Origin of the sequence: Rhizobium sp. BR 250 (assembly GCF_047445855.1) — a bacterium.
Lineage (GTDB): Bacteria > Pseudomonadota > Alphaproteobacteria > Rhizobiales > Rhizobiaceae > Agrobacterium > Agrobacterium tumefaciens_I.
On sequence record NZ_JARWKW010000005.1, the window covers coordinates 179,161 to 194,191 of the forward strand.

The window sequence follows — 15,031 nt, forward strand, 5'->3', positions numbered from 1 at the left end:
ACTTGAAACTGGCAAGTGCAAATTAGCGCCATTGAAGTCATCTAAAGCGATTGCCAGCGGCGCGCGTCGAAAATAAGGCGATCAGCCATTCAGAAAACTGTCGACCGCCTTCACATTTTGTGTGGTGAAGAAATCTGCGGTCGAGCCTGCATAGACAACGCGGCCGCGCTCAAGAAAAACCACCCGCTGCGCCAGCTTTCTTATGTCATCGGGGTGATGCGTGACAATAATCACCGTATTTTTTGTTTCATCATGCAAGTCGAGAAGCAAAGAGGCCATGCCCGCCCGCAATCCCGGATCGAGCGCGGCGAAGGGCTCGTCGAGCAACATGACCGGTTTTTTCCGCACCAGCGCACGCGCCAGCGCCGCCCTCTGTCTTTCCCCGCCGGAAAGCGTGCCCGGCAGGCGCTTGTCGAAACCCGCAAGGCCGACGCGCGCCAGCGCCACCTCGATCCTCTGCCGGTCTTCCGCCCGCAATTTCAGCCCGGGGCTGACGCCGAGAGCGACATTGGTGAAAATATCGAGATGGGCAAAAAGATTATTGTCCTGAAAGATCGACGAAACCGGTCTCTCCGAAGGATCTTGTGCCGTCATATCCTGCCCATCGATCACTACGCGACCGGAATCCGGCACCTCAAAACCAGCGACAAGATTAAGGAGAGTCGATTTTCCCGAACCGGAGGCACCCACAACGGCGGTCACCTGACCTTGCGGGAAGGCGCAATCGAGATCGAAATCCTGCGCTCCAAGCCGCAGCGTGACCTTGTCCAACTCAACGGCAAAATCATGACCCGTCATATGCTCGCCCTTGCTGATTGGGATTGCCGCGAAACGCCGCCTGCGGCCAGCAGCAGGCAAACGACACCGAGGAGGAAGGCATAACCGGCGGCATCATTGGTGCGATAGCTGCCCATATTGCTATAAACCAGCCAGGGCAAGGTGACGAAACTTTCCGATCCGAACAGCGCAACCGCCCCGAGATCACCAAGCGACAGCGCCATGGCAAAGGAAAGTGCCATCAGCACGGGCCGCCACAGAACCGGCAGATCGGCAAACCGCAGCCGCGACAGGCCCTGAAGCCCGAGACTGGCGGAAAGCCGGCCAGTGCGCAGAAAATGGCTGGTGAAAGCCGGCTCCATCACCCGCATGGCAAGGGGTAAGGCCATCAACATATTGATGAGCGCCACGAGAACGGGCGCATAAAAGCTGACATCACCGAACACCCGCAGCAGCAGGAACCATCCGCTTCCCAGCACGACGGGCGGCACAAGCAGCACCAGCGACGCCCCCGCCCCAAGGACTGCGGAAAGCAGGCGGAGAGGCCAGGCCACCCTGCGTCTGGAGTTGACAGCCTGACGCGCGCCGATGATCGCCATGCAGCAAAGGACGACGAGAATTGCCGACAGCATGGCGATTGCAAGACTGGTCGCCGCGGCGCGCAGGAAGACCGGCGCGGTGAGCAGACGCGGCAGATCGGCCTGCAGCCCCGAAACCGCTATGGCGACAAGCGGCAGCCCGATCAGGAAAACGGCAAAAACGATTGCCGCCCCGTCCCACAGGCGTGCAGCGGTACTTTTGCCGTCGAAACGGCGGATGCTGCGACCAAGCGACGAGATTTCCGCTTCCGGTGACGGCAGAAAGGCGAGCATTCCGAGCAGGATTGCGGTGAGGGCGATCTGCAGAACCGATAGCGCGATTGCCCGCTGCGGATCGAAATCGAACCGCAGCGCCTGATAGATCGCCACCTCCAGCGTTGTCGCCGCCGGCCCGCCGCCGAGAAGAAGCACAAGCGTGAAGCTGGTGGCGCACAGCATGAAAACCAACCCGGCAATGCCGGGAATGAGCCGCGAGACCGCCGGCCATTCGATGAAACGGAAAACCGAAACCGGCCCCATGCCGAGACTTGCCGCCATGCGCCAATATTCCCCCGGAATACGCTCCAGCCCCGCCAGCATCAGCCGCACGCAAAGTGGCAGATTGAAGAAGACGTGAGCAATGAGAATACCGGAAAGGCTATAAATGCTGAAAGGCTCATCCACACCGGCAAAAACAAGGGCACTGTTCAGCACACCCTGCCGGCCCCAGATGGTGATGATGCCGAAAGCGCCGACGATCACCGGCAGCCCCATTGGCACCGCCATCAGCCGGATGATCCAGATCCTTCCCGGAAACTCTTTCCGTCGGGCGAGCGCCAGAGCGACGGGCAGGCCAAGAGTGATGGACAAAAGGGTGGAGAGCGTGGCCTGATACAGCGTGAAGCGCAGGATGCGCAACGTATAGGCATCCATGATACCGGCGGCGGATGCGCCAGCGTCAAATGACAGCAGCGCAAAAACCGCAAGCGCCATGAACAGGAAAACGGCGGCAAAAGCCGCCGTCCCGAAAATGATCGATCGCCGATAATCGCGACGCAGCATCATGCGCGGGCGTGCCTCTTCCTCAGTTCATGCTCATGGCGGCAAGCCATTCGTCGATCCACGCCTTGCGGTTCTTCGCCACTTCTTCGGGATCCATCAGGAAGGTCTTCTGCGGCACGACGAGTTTGGAAAATGCCTCGGGCAAGGGCGTCGAGGTTGCCGCGACCGGCATCATCCAGTTGTTTTCCGGGATGGCATCCTGAAAACCTGAGGTCAGCGTGAAAGCGAGGAACTGCTTTGCCAGCTCCTTATGCGGTGCATTTTTGAGAAGGCCAGACACTTCGATCTGGATGTAATGCCCTTCGGAAAAGACCGCGGCCTGATAACGGTCCGACTTTTCGGCGACCATGTGATAGGCAGGCGAGGTGGTGTAGGAGAGCACCATCGGCACCTCCCCCTTGGTGAACAGGCCATAGGATTCCGACCAGCCCGGCGTGACGGTGAGAATGCGCTTCCTGAGCTTTGTCCAGGCCTCCGGCGCCTTGTCGCCATAAACCGATTTTACCCACAAAAGCAGGCCGAGCCCCGGCGTGGAAGTACGCGGGTCCTGAATGGCGATCTTCTGCGCAGGGTCGCCTTCCACCAGCTCCTTGAGGCTCGCCGGCGGGTTTTTCACCGTCTGCGTATCATAGATGACAGCGAAATGCCCATAATCATAGGGCACGAAAACATCGTCGGTATAACCGCCCGGCGCCTTGGCCGCCGATGCATCGATGCCGCTGGCGTCAAAAAGGCCGGTCTGTTTGGCTTCCGCGACAAGATTGGTGTCGAGACCAACAACGACATCCGCCTTGGAACCGCTGCCCTCAAGTTTCAGACGGTTGAGCAGCGCCACGCCATCCGCGACACCCACAAAATTGACCGTGCAGCCGCAGACCTTCTCGAAGACTTCCTTCACCTTGGGACCCGGACCCCATTCGGAAACGAAGCTTTCATAGGTGTAGACGGTCAGTTCCGGCTTGTCCTGAGCCACGGCGAAACCGGGCAGGAACAGCGAGGCGGCAATGACGGAATTCAGGAAAAGACGACGGCGCACGGGTATCTCCTCAAAAAACGAGAAGGGAAATAGCCGCCTGCCTTGAAGCCGTCTAATCCCTCCGCCGGTATGAACCGGATCAGGTTCTTCGGGTTGGCAAGCCTCTCAGCCTTCTGCGCACGAGCACAGAAGACACCCCGTTAGATCAAGATGATGGTTTAGTCCCGCCGTCCCCGATTGGCAAGATGGCCGAAGATCAGCCCTGCTCCGTCATATGCACCAGTTCCCAGACGTGCCCGTCGGGATCCTGAAAGCTGCCGGCATACATGAAACCGTGGTCCTGAACCGGTTTCCAGCTGCCGCCGCCAGACGCAAGCGCGGTTGCAATCATCCGGTCAATCTCCTCGCGGCTTCCGGCGGAGAGACAGGTCAGAACCTCGGTGCTGCTTTTGGCATCGGCGATATCGCCATTGATGAAATCGCGAAAACGGTCTTCCTGAAGAAGCATCACGAAGATGTTTTCCTCCACGATCATGCAGAGCGTCCGGTCGTCGGAATATTCCGGATTGAAGCTGAAACCGAGGGCCGTGAAGAAGCTTCTCGATGCCTCGATATTCTTGACCGGCAGATTGACGAAAATCATGCGCATTTTCAGACCTCCTCCAAACGAACGCGGTCATAAAACGGCAATTCCGCTTACCTGTCAAAGGCCGAAGAAAAGCTGGTCGAACGGGCGCGCGTCTGGCTTCAGCTCTCCAGTTCCTCGCGCAGCATTTCCAGTTCCAGCCATTCCTCCTCCATGGTCTCCAGCTTGTCGCGCAGCTTTTCCATTTCCTGCGCCAGCTTGTTGAAGGTGGCCTGATCCTTGGCAAAAAGTTCCGGGTCAGCCATGCGCTGTTCGCGTTTTGCGATCTCTTCCTGAGCCTTTTCCATTTCCTTCGGCAGATTTTCGAGGGCGAATTTCTGCTTGAAGGAGAGTTTGCCCTTGGCCTTTGCAGGCTCCTGCGGCGTCGAAGCTGAAGATACCGCCTTGGCCTTTTCCTGCCTTTCGGCCTTGCGTTTTTCTTCGGCCGCACCCTTGCGCTGCGCCATCATGTCCGAATAGCCGCCCGCATATTCGATCCAGCGCCCATCCGGCTGATCGGGGTTGGCCGGTGCGATGGTGGAGGTGACGGTGCGGTCCAGAAAATCACGGTCGTGGCTGACGAGAATGACCGTGCCGGAAAAACCGGCGACGATCTCCTGCAGCAGATCGAGCGTTTCAATATCGAGATCGTTGGTCGGTTCGTCGAGGATCAGAAGATTGGTCGGCCGGGCCAGAATGCGCGCCAGGATAAGACGGGCGCGCTCCCCACCGGAAAGATTGCGGATGGGCGTGCGCGCCTGCTCCGGCTGGAACAGGAAGTCCTTCATGTAACCAGTGACATGCTTCACTTCGCCATTGACGAGAAGATTGTCACCACGCCCGTCGGTCAGATAATGCGCGAGCGTTTCGTTAGGATTGAGATCCTCACGCTTCTGGTCGAGCGTGGCGATCTCCAGATTGGTGCCGAGCTTCACCGTGCCGCTATCGGGCTCAAGCTGGCCCGTCAGCATCTTCAGAAGCGTGGTTTTGCCCGCACCGTTCGGTCCGACGAGACCGATGCAGTCACCACGATGCACGCGAAGCGAAAATGGCGCGACGATCACGCGCTCACCATAAGCCTTGGTGATGGCATCCGCCTCGATGACCAGCTTGCCGGATTCCCGCCCTTCCGTGACGGTCGCCTGCACGGAACCCTGCGGTCCCTTGTGGCCGCGATATTCCGCGCGCATGGCCTGAAGCTCGCCGACGCGGCGCATGTTACGCTTGCGCCTTGCGGTCACGCCATAGCGCATCCAGTGTTCTTCGCGCTCAATGGCCTTGCCGAGCTTGTGCTGTTCAAGCTCTTCCTCTTCCAGCACCTTGTCGCGCCATTCCTCGAAATGGGCAAAGCCGCGATTGAGGCGACGCGACTGGCCGCGATCGAGCCACACCGTGGAGGTCGAGACCTTCTCCAGAAAGCGCCGGTCGTGCGAGATCAGCACCAGCGCACTGCGCGTCTGCTGCAGCTCGCTTTCCAGCCATTCGATGGTGGGAAGGTCCAGATGGTTGGTGGGCTCGTCCAGCATCAGAATATCGGGTTCCGGCGCCATGACGCGGGCAAGCGCCGCACGGCGTGCTTCGCCGCCTGAAAGGCTCTCCGGGTTTTCCTGTCCGGTAAGACCCAGATGCTCGAGAAGATAGGTCACGCGATAGGGATCGTCGCCCGGCCCGAGCCCCGATTCCGCATAGGCCTGAATGGTGTCGTAACCGGCAAAATCCGGCGCCTGTTCCAGGTAACGAATGGTGGCGGCCGGATGCCGGAAAACCTCGCCCGACTGCGCTTCAACCAGGCCGGCAGCGATCTTCATCAGCGTGGATTTGCCAGAGCCATTGCGTCCGACGAGGCAGATGCGGTCACCGGGCTCCACCTGGAGATTGGCGCCGTCGAGCAGCGGGGTCACGCCGAAGGTCAGCTTGATATCATCGAGTTTCAGAATTGGGGGTGCCAAGGCGTCAGGCTCCGGTCAGATCATAGGGGCGGGCGAGCACGATGGCTTTGCCGCTTTTCAGCGAGAAATGCACAAGGCCGCCATTCGCGACATTGGAAATAGTGCGGGAGGAACCGAAAGCAAGCGCGAAATCATCAAGCGGATAACGCACATTGCCGATATCGAGCCCCTCCAGGGCGGTAAAGCCGGCGACGGAAAATAACGATCCGGCCGGCAAATCGATGGTGAGCGAACCGGCAAGCAGCGGCTTCGCCTCTTCCTCACCGGAGGTCAGCGTCACCTCGAAACCGCGCTCCGCAAGCGCTACGGCATAAAGAAGGTGCTGAAGCGCATGGTCGCTTCGCGCGCCGCCGAGCGCGCCCACCAGCAGCAACGAACGCGCGCCGCGCGAAAGTGCCTCGGAGACCGCGATCTCACCATCCGTCACTGCCTTTGCGGCCGGATAGGGTTGCCGCGTCACATCCGGCCAGGCATCGAGCAGCTCTTGGCTGGCGGAATCGAAATCTCCGACCCACAGTTCAGGTGTGAGACCAAGCGGCGCGGCATGGCGCATGCCGCCATCGGCCGCAATCACGCGGCTATTGCCGACCGCCTGTTTCAGACGATCGGTCACCGCGACATCGCCGCCAAGCAGAATGGTGAAGCGCTCTTTGTTCATGCCCTGCCTTACCGCACCTCGGCCGAAAATGGAAAGCCGAAACCCCGATGAAATCAGCCTATATTGATTTTCGCCGGCTTCGGGACTATGAAACGCCTCAGTGGTGATTTGCCGACCGGCTTGCAGCCACTTTAAAGAAGTCGCTAAAGGGTCGAGGAAAAGGGCAATTTCCTGGGACCGGCCGCGATTTCGCTGCCGGTTTTTTTTGTTTTCGCAACGTTCTTTACGTGATCCGGAAAAGAGAGTTCGACATGCCAATCAAGATCCCCGATACGCTTCCCGCCTTTGAGACCCTCGTTCATGAGGGTGTGCGGGTCATGACCGAAACGGCGGCCATCCGGCAGGATATCCGCCCGCTCCAGATCGGGCTTCTCAACCTCATGCCGAACAAGATCAAGACGGAAATCCAGATGGCGCGCCTCGTCGGCGCCTCCCCGCTGCAGGTGGAATTGTCGCTCATCCGCATCGGCGGTCACCGCGCCAAGAACACGCCGGAAGAGCATCTCCTCTCCTTCTATGAAACGTGGGAGGAAGTACGCCACCGCAAGTTCGACGGCTTCATCATCACCGGCGCACCGATCGAGCTGCTGGACTATGAAGATGTGACCTACTGGAACGAGATGCAGCAGATTTTCGAATGGACGCAGACCAACGTCCATTCCACCCTGAATGTCTGCTGGGGCGCTATGGCCGCCATCTACCATTTCCACGGCGTGCCGAAATACGAGCTGAAGGAGAAGGCTTTCGGCGTTTATCGCCACCGCAATCTCTGCCCCTCATCGATTTACCTCAACGGCTTTTCGGATGACTTTCAGGTTCCCGTCTCGCGCTGGACGGAAGTGCGCCGCGCCGATATCGAGAAAAACCCCGAACTCGAAATCCTGATGGAATCAGAGGAAATGGGCGTGTGTCTGGTGCATGAGAAGACAGGCAACCGGCTCTACATGTTCAATCATGTCGAATATGATTCGACCTCTCTTTCCGACGAATATTTCCGCGACGTGAATTCCGGCGTGCCCATCAAGCTGCCGCATGATTATTTTCCGCATAACGACCCGGAACTCGCTCCGCTCAACCGCTGGCGCAGCCATGCCCATCTGTTTTTCGGAAATTGGATCAACGAGATATACCAGACGACGCCCTATGATCTCCAAGCCATAGGCAAACTGGCCGCGTAAAGCGCGTCGCGTTTGGCCAAACGCATACGACGCGCTTTCGTCTTTGTTTTAAGCATGTCTTTGTCCCAAAACCGCAGGACACTTTTGGGAGACATGCTTTGAATTGCGGGATTGCGAATTGCCGGAAAATGACGCAACGTCCGCCCGGCAATTCGCGACACCAGGGAGAATGACGAGATGAGCGACGGCGCGGCACGGGAAGATTTCGGTTTCACGGCAACCGGTGAAAAGGTCGAACGCGTCACCATCTCGAAAGACGGTTTGACGGCGAAGGTTATCACCTGGGGCGCTGTCATTCAGGATCTGCGCCTTGACGGCCACCAGCCGCCACTCGTTCTCGGCTTCGACAAGTTTGAGGATTACAAATATTCCTCCTATTTCGGCGCCACGCCGGGCCGCAACGCCAATCGCATCGGCAATGGCAGGTTCGCCATCGACGGGCATGAATACCAGCTGGAGCTGAACGAAAAGGGCGTAACCCATCTGCATGGCGGCAGCGATGGCATGGGCAAGCGCAACTGGATGCTGATGGAACATGGCGAAAGCCATGCCGTCCTGCAGATCATCGATCCCGATGGCCGCGCCGGTTATCCCGGCAACTGCACGGTCACGGCCACCTATACGATCCGCGATGGCGGCGTGCTTTCGGTGGTTTATGAAACGGTGACGGACCAGCCAACCATCGCCAATGTCTGCCAGCACTCCTATTTCAATCTCGATGGCGCGGATACCGCACTTGGTCATGAGATCAGCATCGCCGCTGACTTTTACCTGCCGACAAACGAACAGCAGATACCGACCGGCGAAATCCGCTCCGTCGAAGGCACCGTCTTCGACCTGCGCCACACAACGCCGATGCGGCGCAAGGAGAATGGCGAACAGGTTCTCTACGACCACAATTTCTGCCTCTCGCCCGAGCGTCGCGCCAAGCGCAAGGTCGCCCGCGCCTATTCGCCCGCCTCCGATATCGCACTTGAGGTTCACACGACAGAGCCCGGCGTGCAGTTATATTCGGCCTTCAAGCTGGATGTCCCCGTTCCGGGCCTCGATGGCCGCCATTACGGCCCCTTTGCCGGTTTCTGCCTGGAAACACAGATTTGGCCTGACGCCGTCAATCACCCGGATTTTCCGCATGCGATCCTACGGCCGGGCGAAACCCTGCGTCAGGAAACCGATTATATCTTCACGAAGGGCTGAGAAGCAGAGGGCCGGGATCAGTCCAGTACACAGCCGACATAGCCGCCCGAGGCACGGGCACGGCGCTCGATAAGGCCGGCCAGCCGTTGCAGACCGCGCCCGGGCTTGCTCGCGACACGGTCGATGGGATTGGGCAGGGAGACGGCCAAAAGCGCCGCCTGACGGGAGCTGAGCTTGGCGGCAGGTATCTTGAAATGATGCTGGGCCGCCGCCTCGATGCCGTAAATGCCTGGCCCCCATTCGGCAACATTGAGATAAATCTCCATCATCCGCTTTTTCGACCAGACGAAATCAGCCGCTATTGCCAGCGGCAATTCCAGCCCTTTGCGCAGGAAAGAGCGGCCGTTCCATAAAAACAGGTTCTTCGCCGTCTGCATCGGAATGGTGCTTGCGCCACGGGTGGAGGCGCCGTCGAGTGCATTGCTGACCACGGACTGCATCTGGTTCCAGTCCACACCGCCGTGGAAACAGAATTGCCCATCCTCGGACATCATTACGGATTGCACGAGGCGCGGCGAAATATCCTCGAGCGGCACCCAGCGCCTGTCATAACCCTGCAGGGTCACGAGATCGGCAAGCATCAGCGTTGAAACAGGCCGGATGAACGGCAACGCATAAACCGGGATCAGCAGATAGGGCAGGATCAGCAAGGCCAGCAAGGTCATGATGATGCGCTTTGCCAACGTGCGAAAATCCACCTTCGGACTGCTCCGGTCTTCCGCCGGCACGGCGTAATCTGCGTCGCTTTCAGGCGTACTGCTCAATATTCGTCAAAGCCCCGCACCAATTTAAGCCTTTCATAGTCCATTGCCGCCTTCAAGGCGAGTCCGGTCACACTGTTGCGGCGCAGGAATCACGAAAAGGTTTGCCTGCATTCGCGCGGCATGCCAAAGAGCGCGGCATGGACGCTCAGATGACGAATTTCGAAACAAGGCTGCGCGAAAACGCGGCAAAAACCGAAGCGCTGCTTGGCCAACTGCTTTCCGGCAAGGCACGCGCGGATGAGATCACACGCCCGCAAAACCTGCTCGAGGCCATGCGCCATGGCGTGCTGAACGGCGGCAAACGCCTGCGGCCTTTTCTCGTCATAGAAAGTGTCGCGCTTCTCGGCGGAGATGCCGAAGCCGCCCTTTATGTCGGCGCGGCACTCGAATGCCTGCATTGTTATTCGCTTGTCCATGACGATCTGCCGGCCATGGACGACGACGACCTGCGCCGTGGTCAGCCGACCGTGCACCGCAAATTCGATGAGGCAACCGCCATCCTCGCCGGTGACAGCCTGCTGACGCTTGCTTTCGACATCATCGCCTCGGATGAAAATCCGCTCGCGGCCGAGCGCAAGGCCGCACTCGTTCTTTCGCTCGCGCGCGCCGCCGGTATTGGCGGCATGGCTGGCGGGCAGGCCCTTGACCTTGCTGCCGAAAAGAAAGCGCCTGATGAGGACGGCATTATTACATTGCAGGCTATGAAAACCGGCGCCTTGCTGCGTTTCGCCTGCGAGGCCGGCGCGATCATTGCCGGCAGCGATCAATCCGAAAGGCAGCGACTGCGTCACTTCGGCGAAAAGATCGGCCTCGCCTTCCAGCTTGCCGACGATCTTCTGGATCTGACCGCCGATGCCGCCACCATGGGCAAGGCGACCGGCAAGGATGCCGCACGCGGCAAGGGCACGCTGGTGTCTTTGCGCGGCGAAGACTGGGCACGCAGCAAACTGCAGGAACAGGTGGCCGAGGCCAGCGAACTCCTAACCCCTTATGGCGAAAAGGCCGCGATTCTCATCGCCGCCGCAAGATTCATCGCCGAACGGAAAAGCTGAGCGGAACCGCTCAGCTTTTCATCATCCCATCAGCCCTTGAGCGGCGAAATCAGCACTTCGACGCGACGGTTCTGGGCACGGCCGTCCGAGGAGGCATTCGAAGCGATCGGCTGGGACGGGCCGTAACCGAGCGTCGAAATACGGCGCTGGTCGACGCCGCGTGCACCGAGATAATTTGCAACAGAGGCCGCACGACGCTCGGAGAGCGCCTGGTTATGCTGCAGGCTACCGGTGGAATCGGTGTGGCCGTTAATATCGATCAGCGTGCGGTTGAACTTGTTCAGCACGATGGCGACGGAATCGAGCGTCTGGTAGAACGGCGGAATGACCTGGTCCTGATCCGTGGCAAAGGTGATGTTGGACGGCATGTTGAGAACGATGCTGTCGCCACGGCGGGTCACCGAAACGCCGGTTCCCTGAAGCTGGGCGCGAAGCTCGGCTTCCTGCCCGTCCATGTAGTTGCCGATGGCGCCGCCAGCGAGAGCACCGATACCAGCACCGATAAGCGCGGCGTTACGGCGACCAACCGGCGAACCGCCGACAGCCAGACCACCGAGAGCACCAACAACAGCGCCGATACCGGCACCGCCGGCGGTGTTCGACATCTTCTGCTCGCCCGTATAGGGATCGGTGGTGGTGCAGGCGGAAAGATAGGTGCCGCAAAGGGCGACGATCGCGATTTTTTTGATCATGTGTTTTGATGCTCCGAGAGGTTCAGGAGGTATGACAGTGGAATTCCGGCCTTTTCACGGTCGTTTTTACTCCGCCGCATCTTTCTGGCCAAAACGCTTTTCGATGTAATCGATCACAAGCGCTTCAAAATCGGCGGCGATATTGGGACCACGCAGGGTGAGCGCCTTTTCGCCATCGATGAAGACCGGTGCAGCCGGGCTTTCGCCGGTTCCGGGCAGCGAAATGCCGATATCGGCATGTTTGCTTTCGCCGGGGCCGTTGACGATGCAGCCCATGACGGCAACATTCAGCGCCTCGACACCGGGATATTTCTCACGCCAGATCGGCATGTTCTTGCGAATGTCGTTCTGGATGTTCTGCGCCAGTTCCTGGAACACGGTGGACGTGGTGCGCCCGCAGCCGGGACATGCCGCCACAACAGGAATGAATTGCCGAAAGCCCATGACCTGCAGCAGTTCCTGCGCCACCTGCACCTCGCGGGTGCGGTCACCATTCGGCTCCGGCGTCAGCGAAACGCGGATCGTATCGCCGATACCGTGCTGCAGCACATAACCCATGGCGGCGGACGAAGCGACGATGCCCTTCGAACCCATGCCCGCCTCGGTCAAGCCCAGATGCAGGGCGTGGTCGGAGCGTTCCGACAGCATCGAATAAACGGCGATCAGGTCCTGAACCTGGCTGACCTTGGCAGACAGGATGATGCGATTGCGCGGCAGGCCGATCTCTTCGGCAAGTTCGGCGGAAATCAGCGCCGACTGAACGATGGCTTCTCGTGTGACCTGACGGGCGGAGAGCGGAAAACCCTGCTCCTTGTTCCTGTCCATCAGCGTCGTCAGCAGTTCCTGATCGAGCGACCCCCAGTTCACGCCGATGCGGACGGGCTTGTCATAACGGATCGCCATTTCGACGATCTCGCCGAACTGCTTGTCCTTCTTGTCCTTGAAACCGACATTGCCGGGATTGATGCGGTATTTGGCCAGCGCCTCTGCACAGGCCGGGTGATCGGCCAGAAGCTTGTGGCCGATATAATGGAAATCGCCCACAAGCGGCACATCAAGCCCAAGGCGCAGCAGCCGCTCACGGATTTTCGGCACAGCGGCCGCACTTTCGTCGCGATCAACGGTGATGCGCACGATTTCCGAACCAGCTCGAAACAGCGCCGCCACCTGCTGCACGGTGGCGTCGATATCCGCCGTGTCGGTATTGGTCATCGACTGCACGACGACGGGTGCGCCGCCACCCACGATGACGCCGCCCACGTCTACGGCGACGGATGCACGGCGGGGCTTCGGGTCGTAATCGGCATGTGACGTCATGGCGGTCTCTGGAGCTTGCGGCAAGGTCTTGCAATTGAGGTGAAACAAGGGGGGCTGCTTGTCAACACCCAACGCACTGGAGCTTCTACTTTACCGCAATCATGGCAAAATTCGAGACGCCTATTCCTTGCCCGCACCATCCGCATGGCGGGCGAGCCGCGAAAGCAGAAAAACCACCACATGCAGCAGGGGCAGCGCGATGAAGACACTGGCAAGGCCGGTATGTTCTGCAATGAAACCGATGGCGGACGGTGCCACCAGAATACCGGAGTAACCCATGGTGGTAACGACCGAAAGGCCGATTCCCGGCGCCAGCCCCGGCATATTGCCTGCGGCCGAAAAAGCGATGGGCACCATGTTGGAAATACCGATGCCGGCAATCGCGAAGCCGATGATCGCAATGGTGGAATTACCCGCAAGACCGGCAATGACGAGGCCGATGATCGACATCGCCGAGCAGAACCGCAGGGTCGTCACGGCGCCGAAGCGGTCCCGCACCAGATCGCCGGCAAAACGCATCACCGCCATGGTCATGGAAAAGGCCGCGAAGGCAAAACCGGACTGCGATACGGAAGCGCCGAGCTCATTGCGCAGATAAAGGGCACCCCAATCGAGGATGGCCCCTTCCGGGATCATCGAGAACAGCGCCATCAGGCCGATGATCCACGGTAGCGGCGTCAGCGGCAGGCCACCTTTCGGACGCTCCTCCTCGGGGTGCGGACGATCCGCCAGAACCCGTGGCCATGCGATGACCAGAAGCACGAGCGCGATGACGGTGAGCGCAATGGCGTGGCCCTGCACGCCAATGGCCGTGATGAGGTAACCGCCAAGACCGGCCCCGATGAGGCCGCCGAGGCTCCAGAAGGCATGGCAGGACGACATGATCGCCCGGCGCATATCACGCTCCACAGCCACGGCGTTGGCATTCATGGCGACATCCATTGCCCCCGTCAGCCCGCCGAACAGGAAAACTGCGATCACCCCTGCCCAGACGGTGCCGGCCCAGGAAATGAAAAGCAGCGTCGGCAGAAAGATCGCGGCGGTGACAAGGCTCACCGTACGCGATCCAAAACGGGCGATCTGCGAACCGGCAATGGGCATGAAAACCAGCGAACCTATACCAAAAACCAGAATGATCAGGCCGAGCGCACTTTCGCTGAGGGACAGCCGTGCGGCAAATTCCGGAATCTTGGGCGCCCATGATCCCATCATGAAGCCGTTCATCAAAAACAGCAGCGAAACGCCAAGCCTGTGCCGCGTCAGATAGGATGAGCGTGTGCCTGTCGGCGAAAATGTCGTGGGGCCATTCATCGGCAATATCCTTCAGACTTGACCATGAGAAAACTGAGCAGCGTCATCGTCGCCGCAATGAACGTCTACGCCCTTTGCCGAGAGCGACTCGACCAATGCACGGTCGGCATCCCGTTCCAGCACGAGGCAAAGCGGTGGGGAAAAATCATGAACGTGGAAAGCGGCCTTATGGCCGAGCTTTTCCGTGGTGATTGCGGCGATGACCCGCTGGCTGGCACTACAGGCAAGCCTCTTGAACACCGCATCCTCGAAAACATCCGCCGAAAGGCCCGTCTCAACCGCAACACCACAAACACCGAGCACGCAGAGATCGGGCCGCATCAGCTCAAGCTGCCGAAGCGCCATGGCATCGATTGCCGCACCGACGGCCGGATCGACCTTGCCGCCAATCAGCACCAGATCGATATCGGCCCGCCCGGTCAGCTCGGCGGCTATGGCGGGCGTATTCGTCACCACGGTCAGATTAAGGCCGGCTGGGATCGCTCTTGCAATGGCGAGATTGGTCGACCCTGCATCGATGAAAACCACCATGCCCGGTTCAATGAGCGGAATGACGGCGCGCGCCAGCAGGGCCTTGCGGTCGGCATCCTCGGCAATCCGCGTTTTCAGCGGCACTGTCGTGCTGTCGGAAAGCAGTGCCCCGCCATAAACGCGAAGGCATTCCCCGCGCGCCGCCATCTCGCGCAGGTCGCGGCGCACCGTGTCTTCGGAAACACCGAAATTCTGGGCCAGATCCTGCGCCAGCACACGGCCGCTTTGCCGCAACTGCGCCAGAATGAGCGCCTGCCGCTCGCTGACAAAATGATCACTCATGGGGACTCATGCATAAACAAGAATAAACGTGCACGAACATGCATAATCAAGTTTCTGCCGGAGCGCAATAAAAAACGCCCGC

At 59.6% G+C, this 15,031-nt stretch carries 14 protein-coding genes and 2 riboswitches; of the genes, 3 read left to right on the top strand and 11 right to left on the bottom strand.

From position 1 onward, the window contains the following. Positions 1 to 81: 81 nt before the first annotated feature. The 6 genes from thiQ to QD336_RS10240 form a co-directional block, all read right to left on the bottom strand. Positions 82 to 798: a thiamine ABC transporter ATP-binding protein gene (gene thiQ, locus QD336_RS10215; RefSeq protein WP_499170515.1), complete on the bottom strand. Its 717-nt coding sequence runs from the start codon at positions 796 to 798 to the stop codon at positions 82 to 84. Continuing rightward, positions 795 to 2,420 (bottom strand): thiamine/thiamine pyrophosphate ABC transporter permease ThiP, encoded by a 1,626-nt coding sequence (gene thiP, locus QD336_RS10220; RefSeq protein WP_499170516.1) that lies wholly within the window; start codon positions 2,418 to 2,420, stop codon positions 795 to 797. The genes thiQ and thiP overlap by 4 nt, the downstream gene beginning before the upstream one ends. Positions 2,421 to 2,439: 19 nt before the next feature. Then, positions 2,440 to 3,453 carry a thiamine ABC transporter substrate binding subunit gene (gene thiB / locus QD336_RS10225; RefSeq protein ID WP_499170517.1) on the bottom strand — a complete coding sequence of 338 codons (1,014 nt, stop codon included), beginning with the start codon at positions 3,451 to 3,453 and terminating at the stop codon, positions 2,440 to 2,442. 39 nt (positions 3,454 to 3,492) lie between these two features. After that, positions 3,493 to 3,603, bottom strand: a riboswitch (TPP riboswitch). A gap of 46 nt (positions 3,604 to 3,649) precedes the next feature. Then, positions 3,650 to 4,042, bottom strand: a complete 393-nt coding sequence (locus QD336_RS10230; protein WP_499170518.1) for a VOC family protein — start codon at positions 4,040 to 4,042, stop codon at positions 3,650 to 3,652. A gap of 98 nt (positions 4,043 to 4,140) precedes the next feature. After that, positions 4,141 to 5,967, bottom strand: a complete 1,827-nt coding sequence (locus tag QD336_RS10235; protein WP_499170519.1) for an ABC-F family ATP-binding cassette domain-containing protein — start codon at positions 5,965 to 5,967, stop codon at positions 4,141 to 4,143. Between the two features lie 4 nt (positions 5,968 to 5,971). Then, on the bottom strand, positions 5,972 to 6,625 hold the full coding sequence (locus QD336_RS10240) for a thiamine diphosphokinase (RefSeq protein ID WP_499170520.1): 654 nt from the start codon (positions 6,623 to 6,625) through the stop codon (positions 5,972 to 5,974). Between the two features lie 90 nt (positions 6,626 to 6,715). Beyond that, positions 6,716 to 6,792: riboswitch (SAM riboswitch) on the top strand. Between the two features lie 84 nt (positions 6,793 to 6,876). On the opposite strand from QD336_RS10240, the gene metA reads away from it, so the two are divergent. Both metA and QD336_RS10250 read left to right on the top strand, forming a co-directional pair. Continuing rightward, complete coding sequence (metA, locus tag QD336_RS10245; RefSeq protein WP_499170521.1) at positions 6,877 to 7,803, top strand: homoserine O-acetyltransferase MetA; 927 nt, start codon at positions 6,877 to 6,879, stop codon at positions 7,801 to 7,803. Between the two features lie 177 nt (positions 7,804 to 7,980). Beyond that, a complete protein-coding gene (locus QD336_RS10250; RefSeq protein WP_269346801.1) occupies positions 7,981 to 9,000 on the top strand; it encodes an aldose epimerase family protein in 1,020 nt (339 codons plus the stop codon). A gap of 17 nt (positions 9,001 to 9,017) precedes the next feature. Here QD336_RS10250 and mtgA read toward each other — a convergent pair whose 3' ends face one another. Continuing rightward, positions 9,018 to 9,764, bottom strand: a complete 747-nt coding sequence (gene mtgA / locus QD336_RS10255) for a monofunctional biosynthetic peptidoglycan transglycosylase (RefSeq protein ID WP_499170522.1) — start codon at positions 9,762 to 9,764, stop codon at positions 9,018 to 9,020. A gap of 137 nt (positions 9,765 to 9,901) precedes the next feature. Here mtgA and QD336_RS10260 point away from each other — a divergent pair, with 137 nt between their 5' ends. Beyond that, the gene (locus QD336_RS10260) at positions 9,902 to 10,816 is read left to right on the top strand and encodes a polyprenyl synthetase family protein (protein WP_499170523.1); all 915 of its coding nucleotides are present in this window, start codon (positions 9,902 to 9,904) and stop codon (positions 10,814 to 10,816) included. Positions 10,817 to 10,845: 29 nt separating this feature from the next. Here the strand turns inward: QD336_RS10260 and QD336_RS10265 are convergent, their stop codons facing one another. From QD336_RS10265 to QD336_RS10280, 4 genes are all read right to left on the bottom strand, one after another. Next, a complete protein-coding gene (locus QD336_RS10265) occupies positions 10,846 to 11,508 on the bottom strand; it encodes a YiaD family glycine zipper/OmpA-like lipoprotein (protein ID WP_269346798.1) in 663 nt (220 codons plus the stop codon). Positions 11,509 to 11,574: 66 nt separating this feature from the next. Continuing rightward, a complete protein-coding gene (ispG, locus tag QD336_RS10270) occupies positions 11,575 to 12,825 on the bottom strand; it encodes a flavodoxin-dependent (E)-4-hydroxy-3-methylbut-2-enyl-diphosphate synthase (protein WP_269346797.1) in 1,251 nt (416 codons plus the stop codon). A 120-nt stretch (positions 12,826 to 12,945) separates the two neighbouring features. After that, complete coding sequence (locus QD336_RS10275; RefSeq protein ID WP_269346796.1) at positions 12,946 to 14,136, bottom strand: MFS transporter; 1,191 nt, start codon at positions 14,134 to 14,136, stop codon at positions 12,946 to 12,948. Between the two features lie 12 nt (positions 14,137 to 14,148). Further along, entirely contained in the window at positions 14,149 to 14,949 is an 801-nt protein-coding gene (locus QD336_RS10280) for a DeoR/GlpR family DNA-binding transcription regulator (RefSeq protein ID WP_499170525.1), read from the bottom strand. Positions 14,950 to 15,031 lie beyond the last annotated feature (82 nt).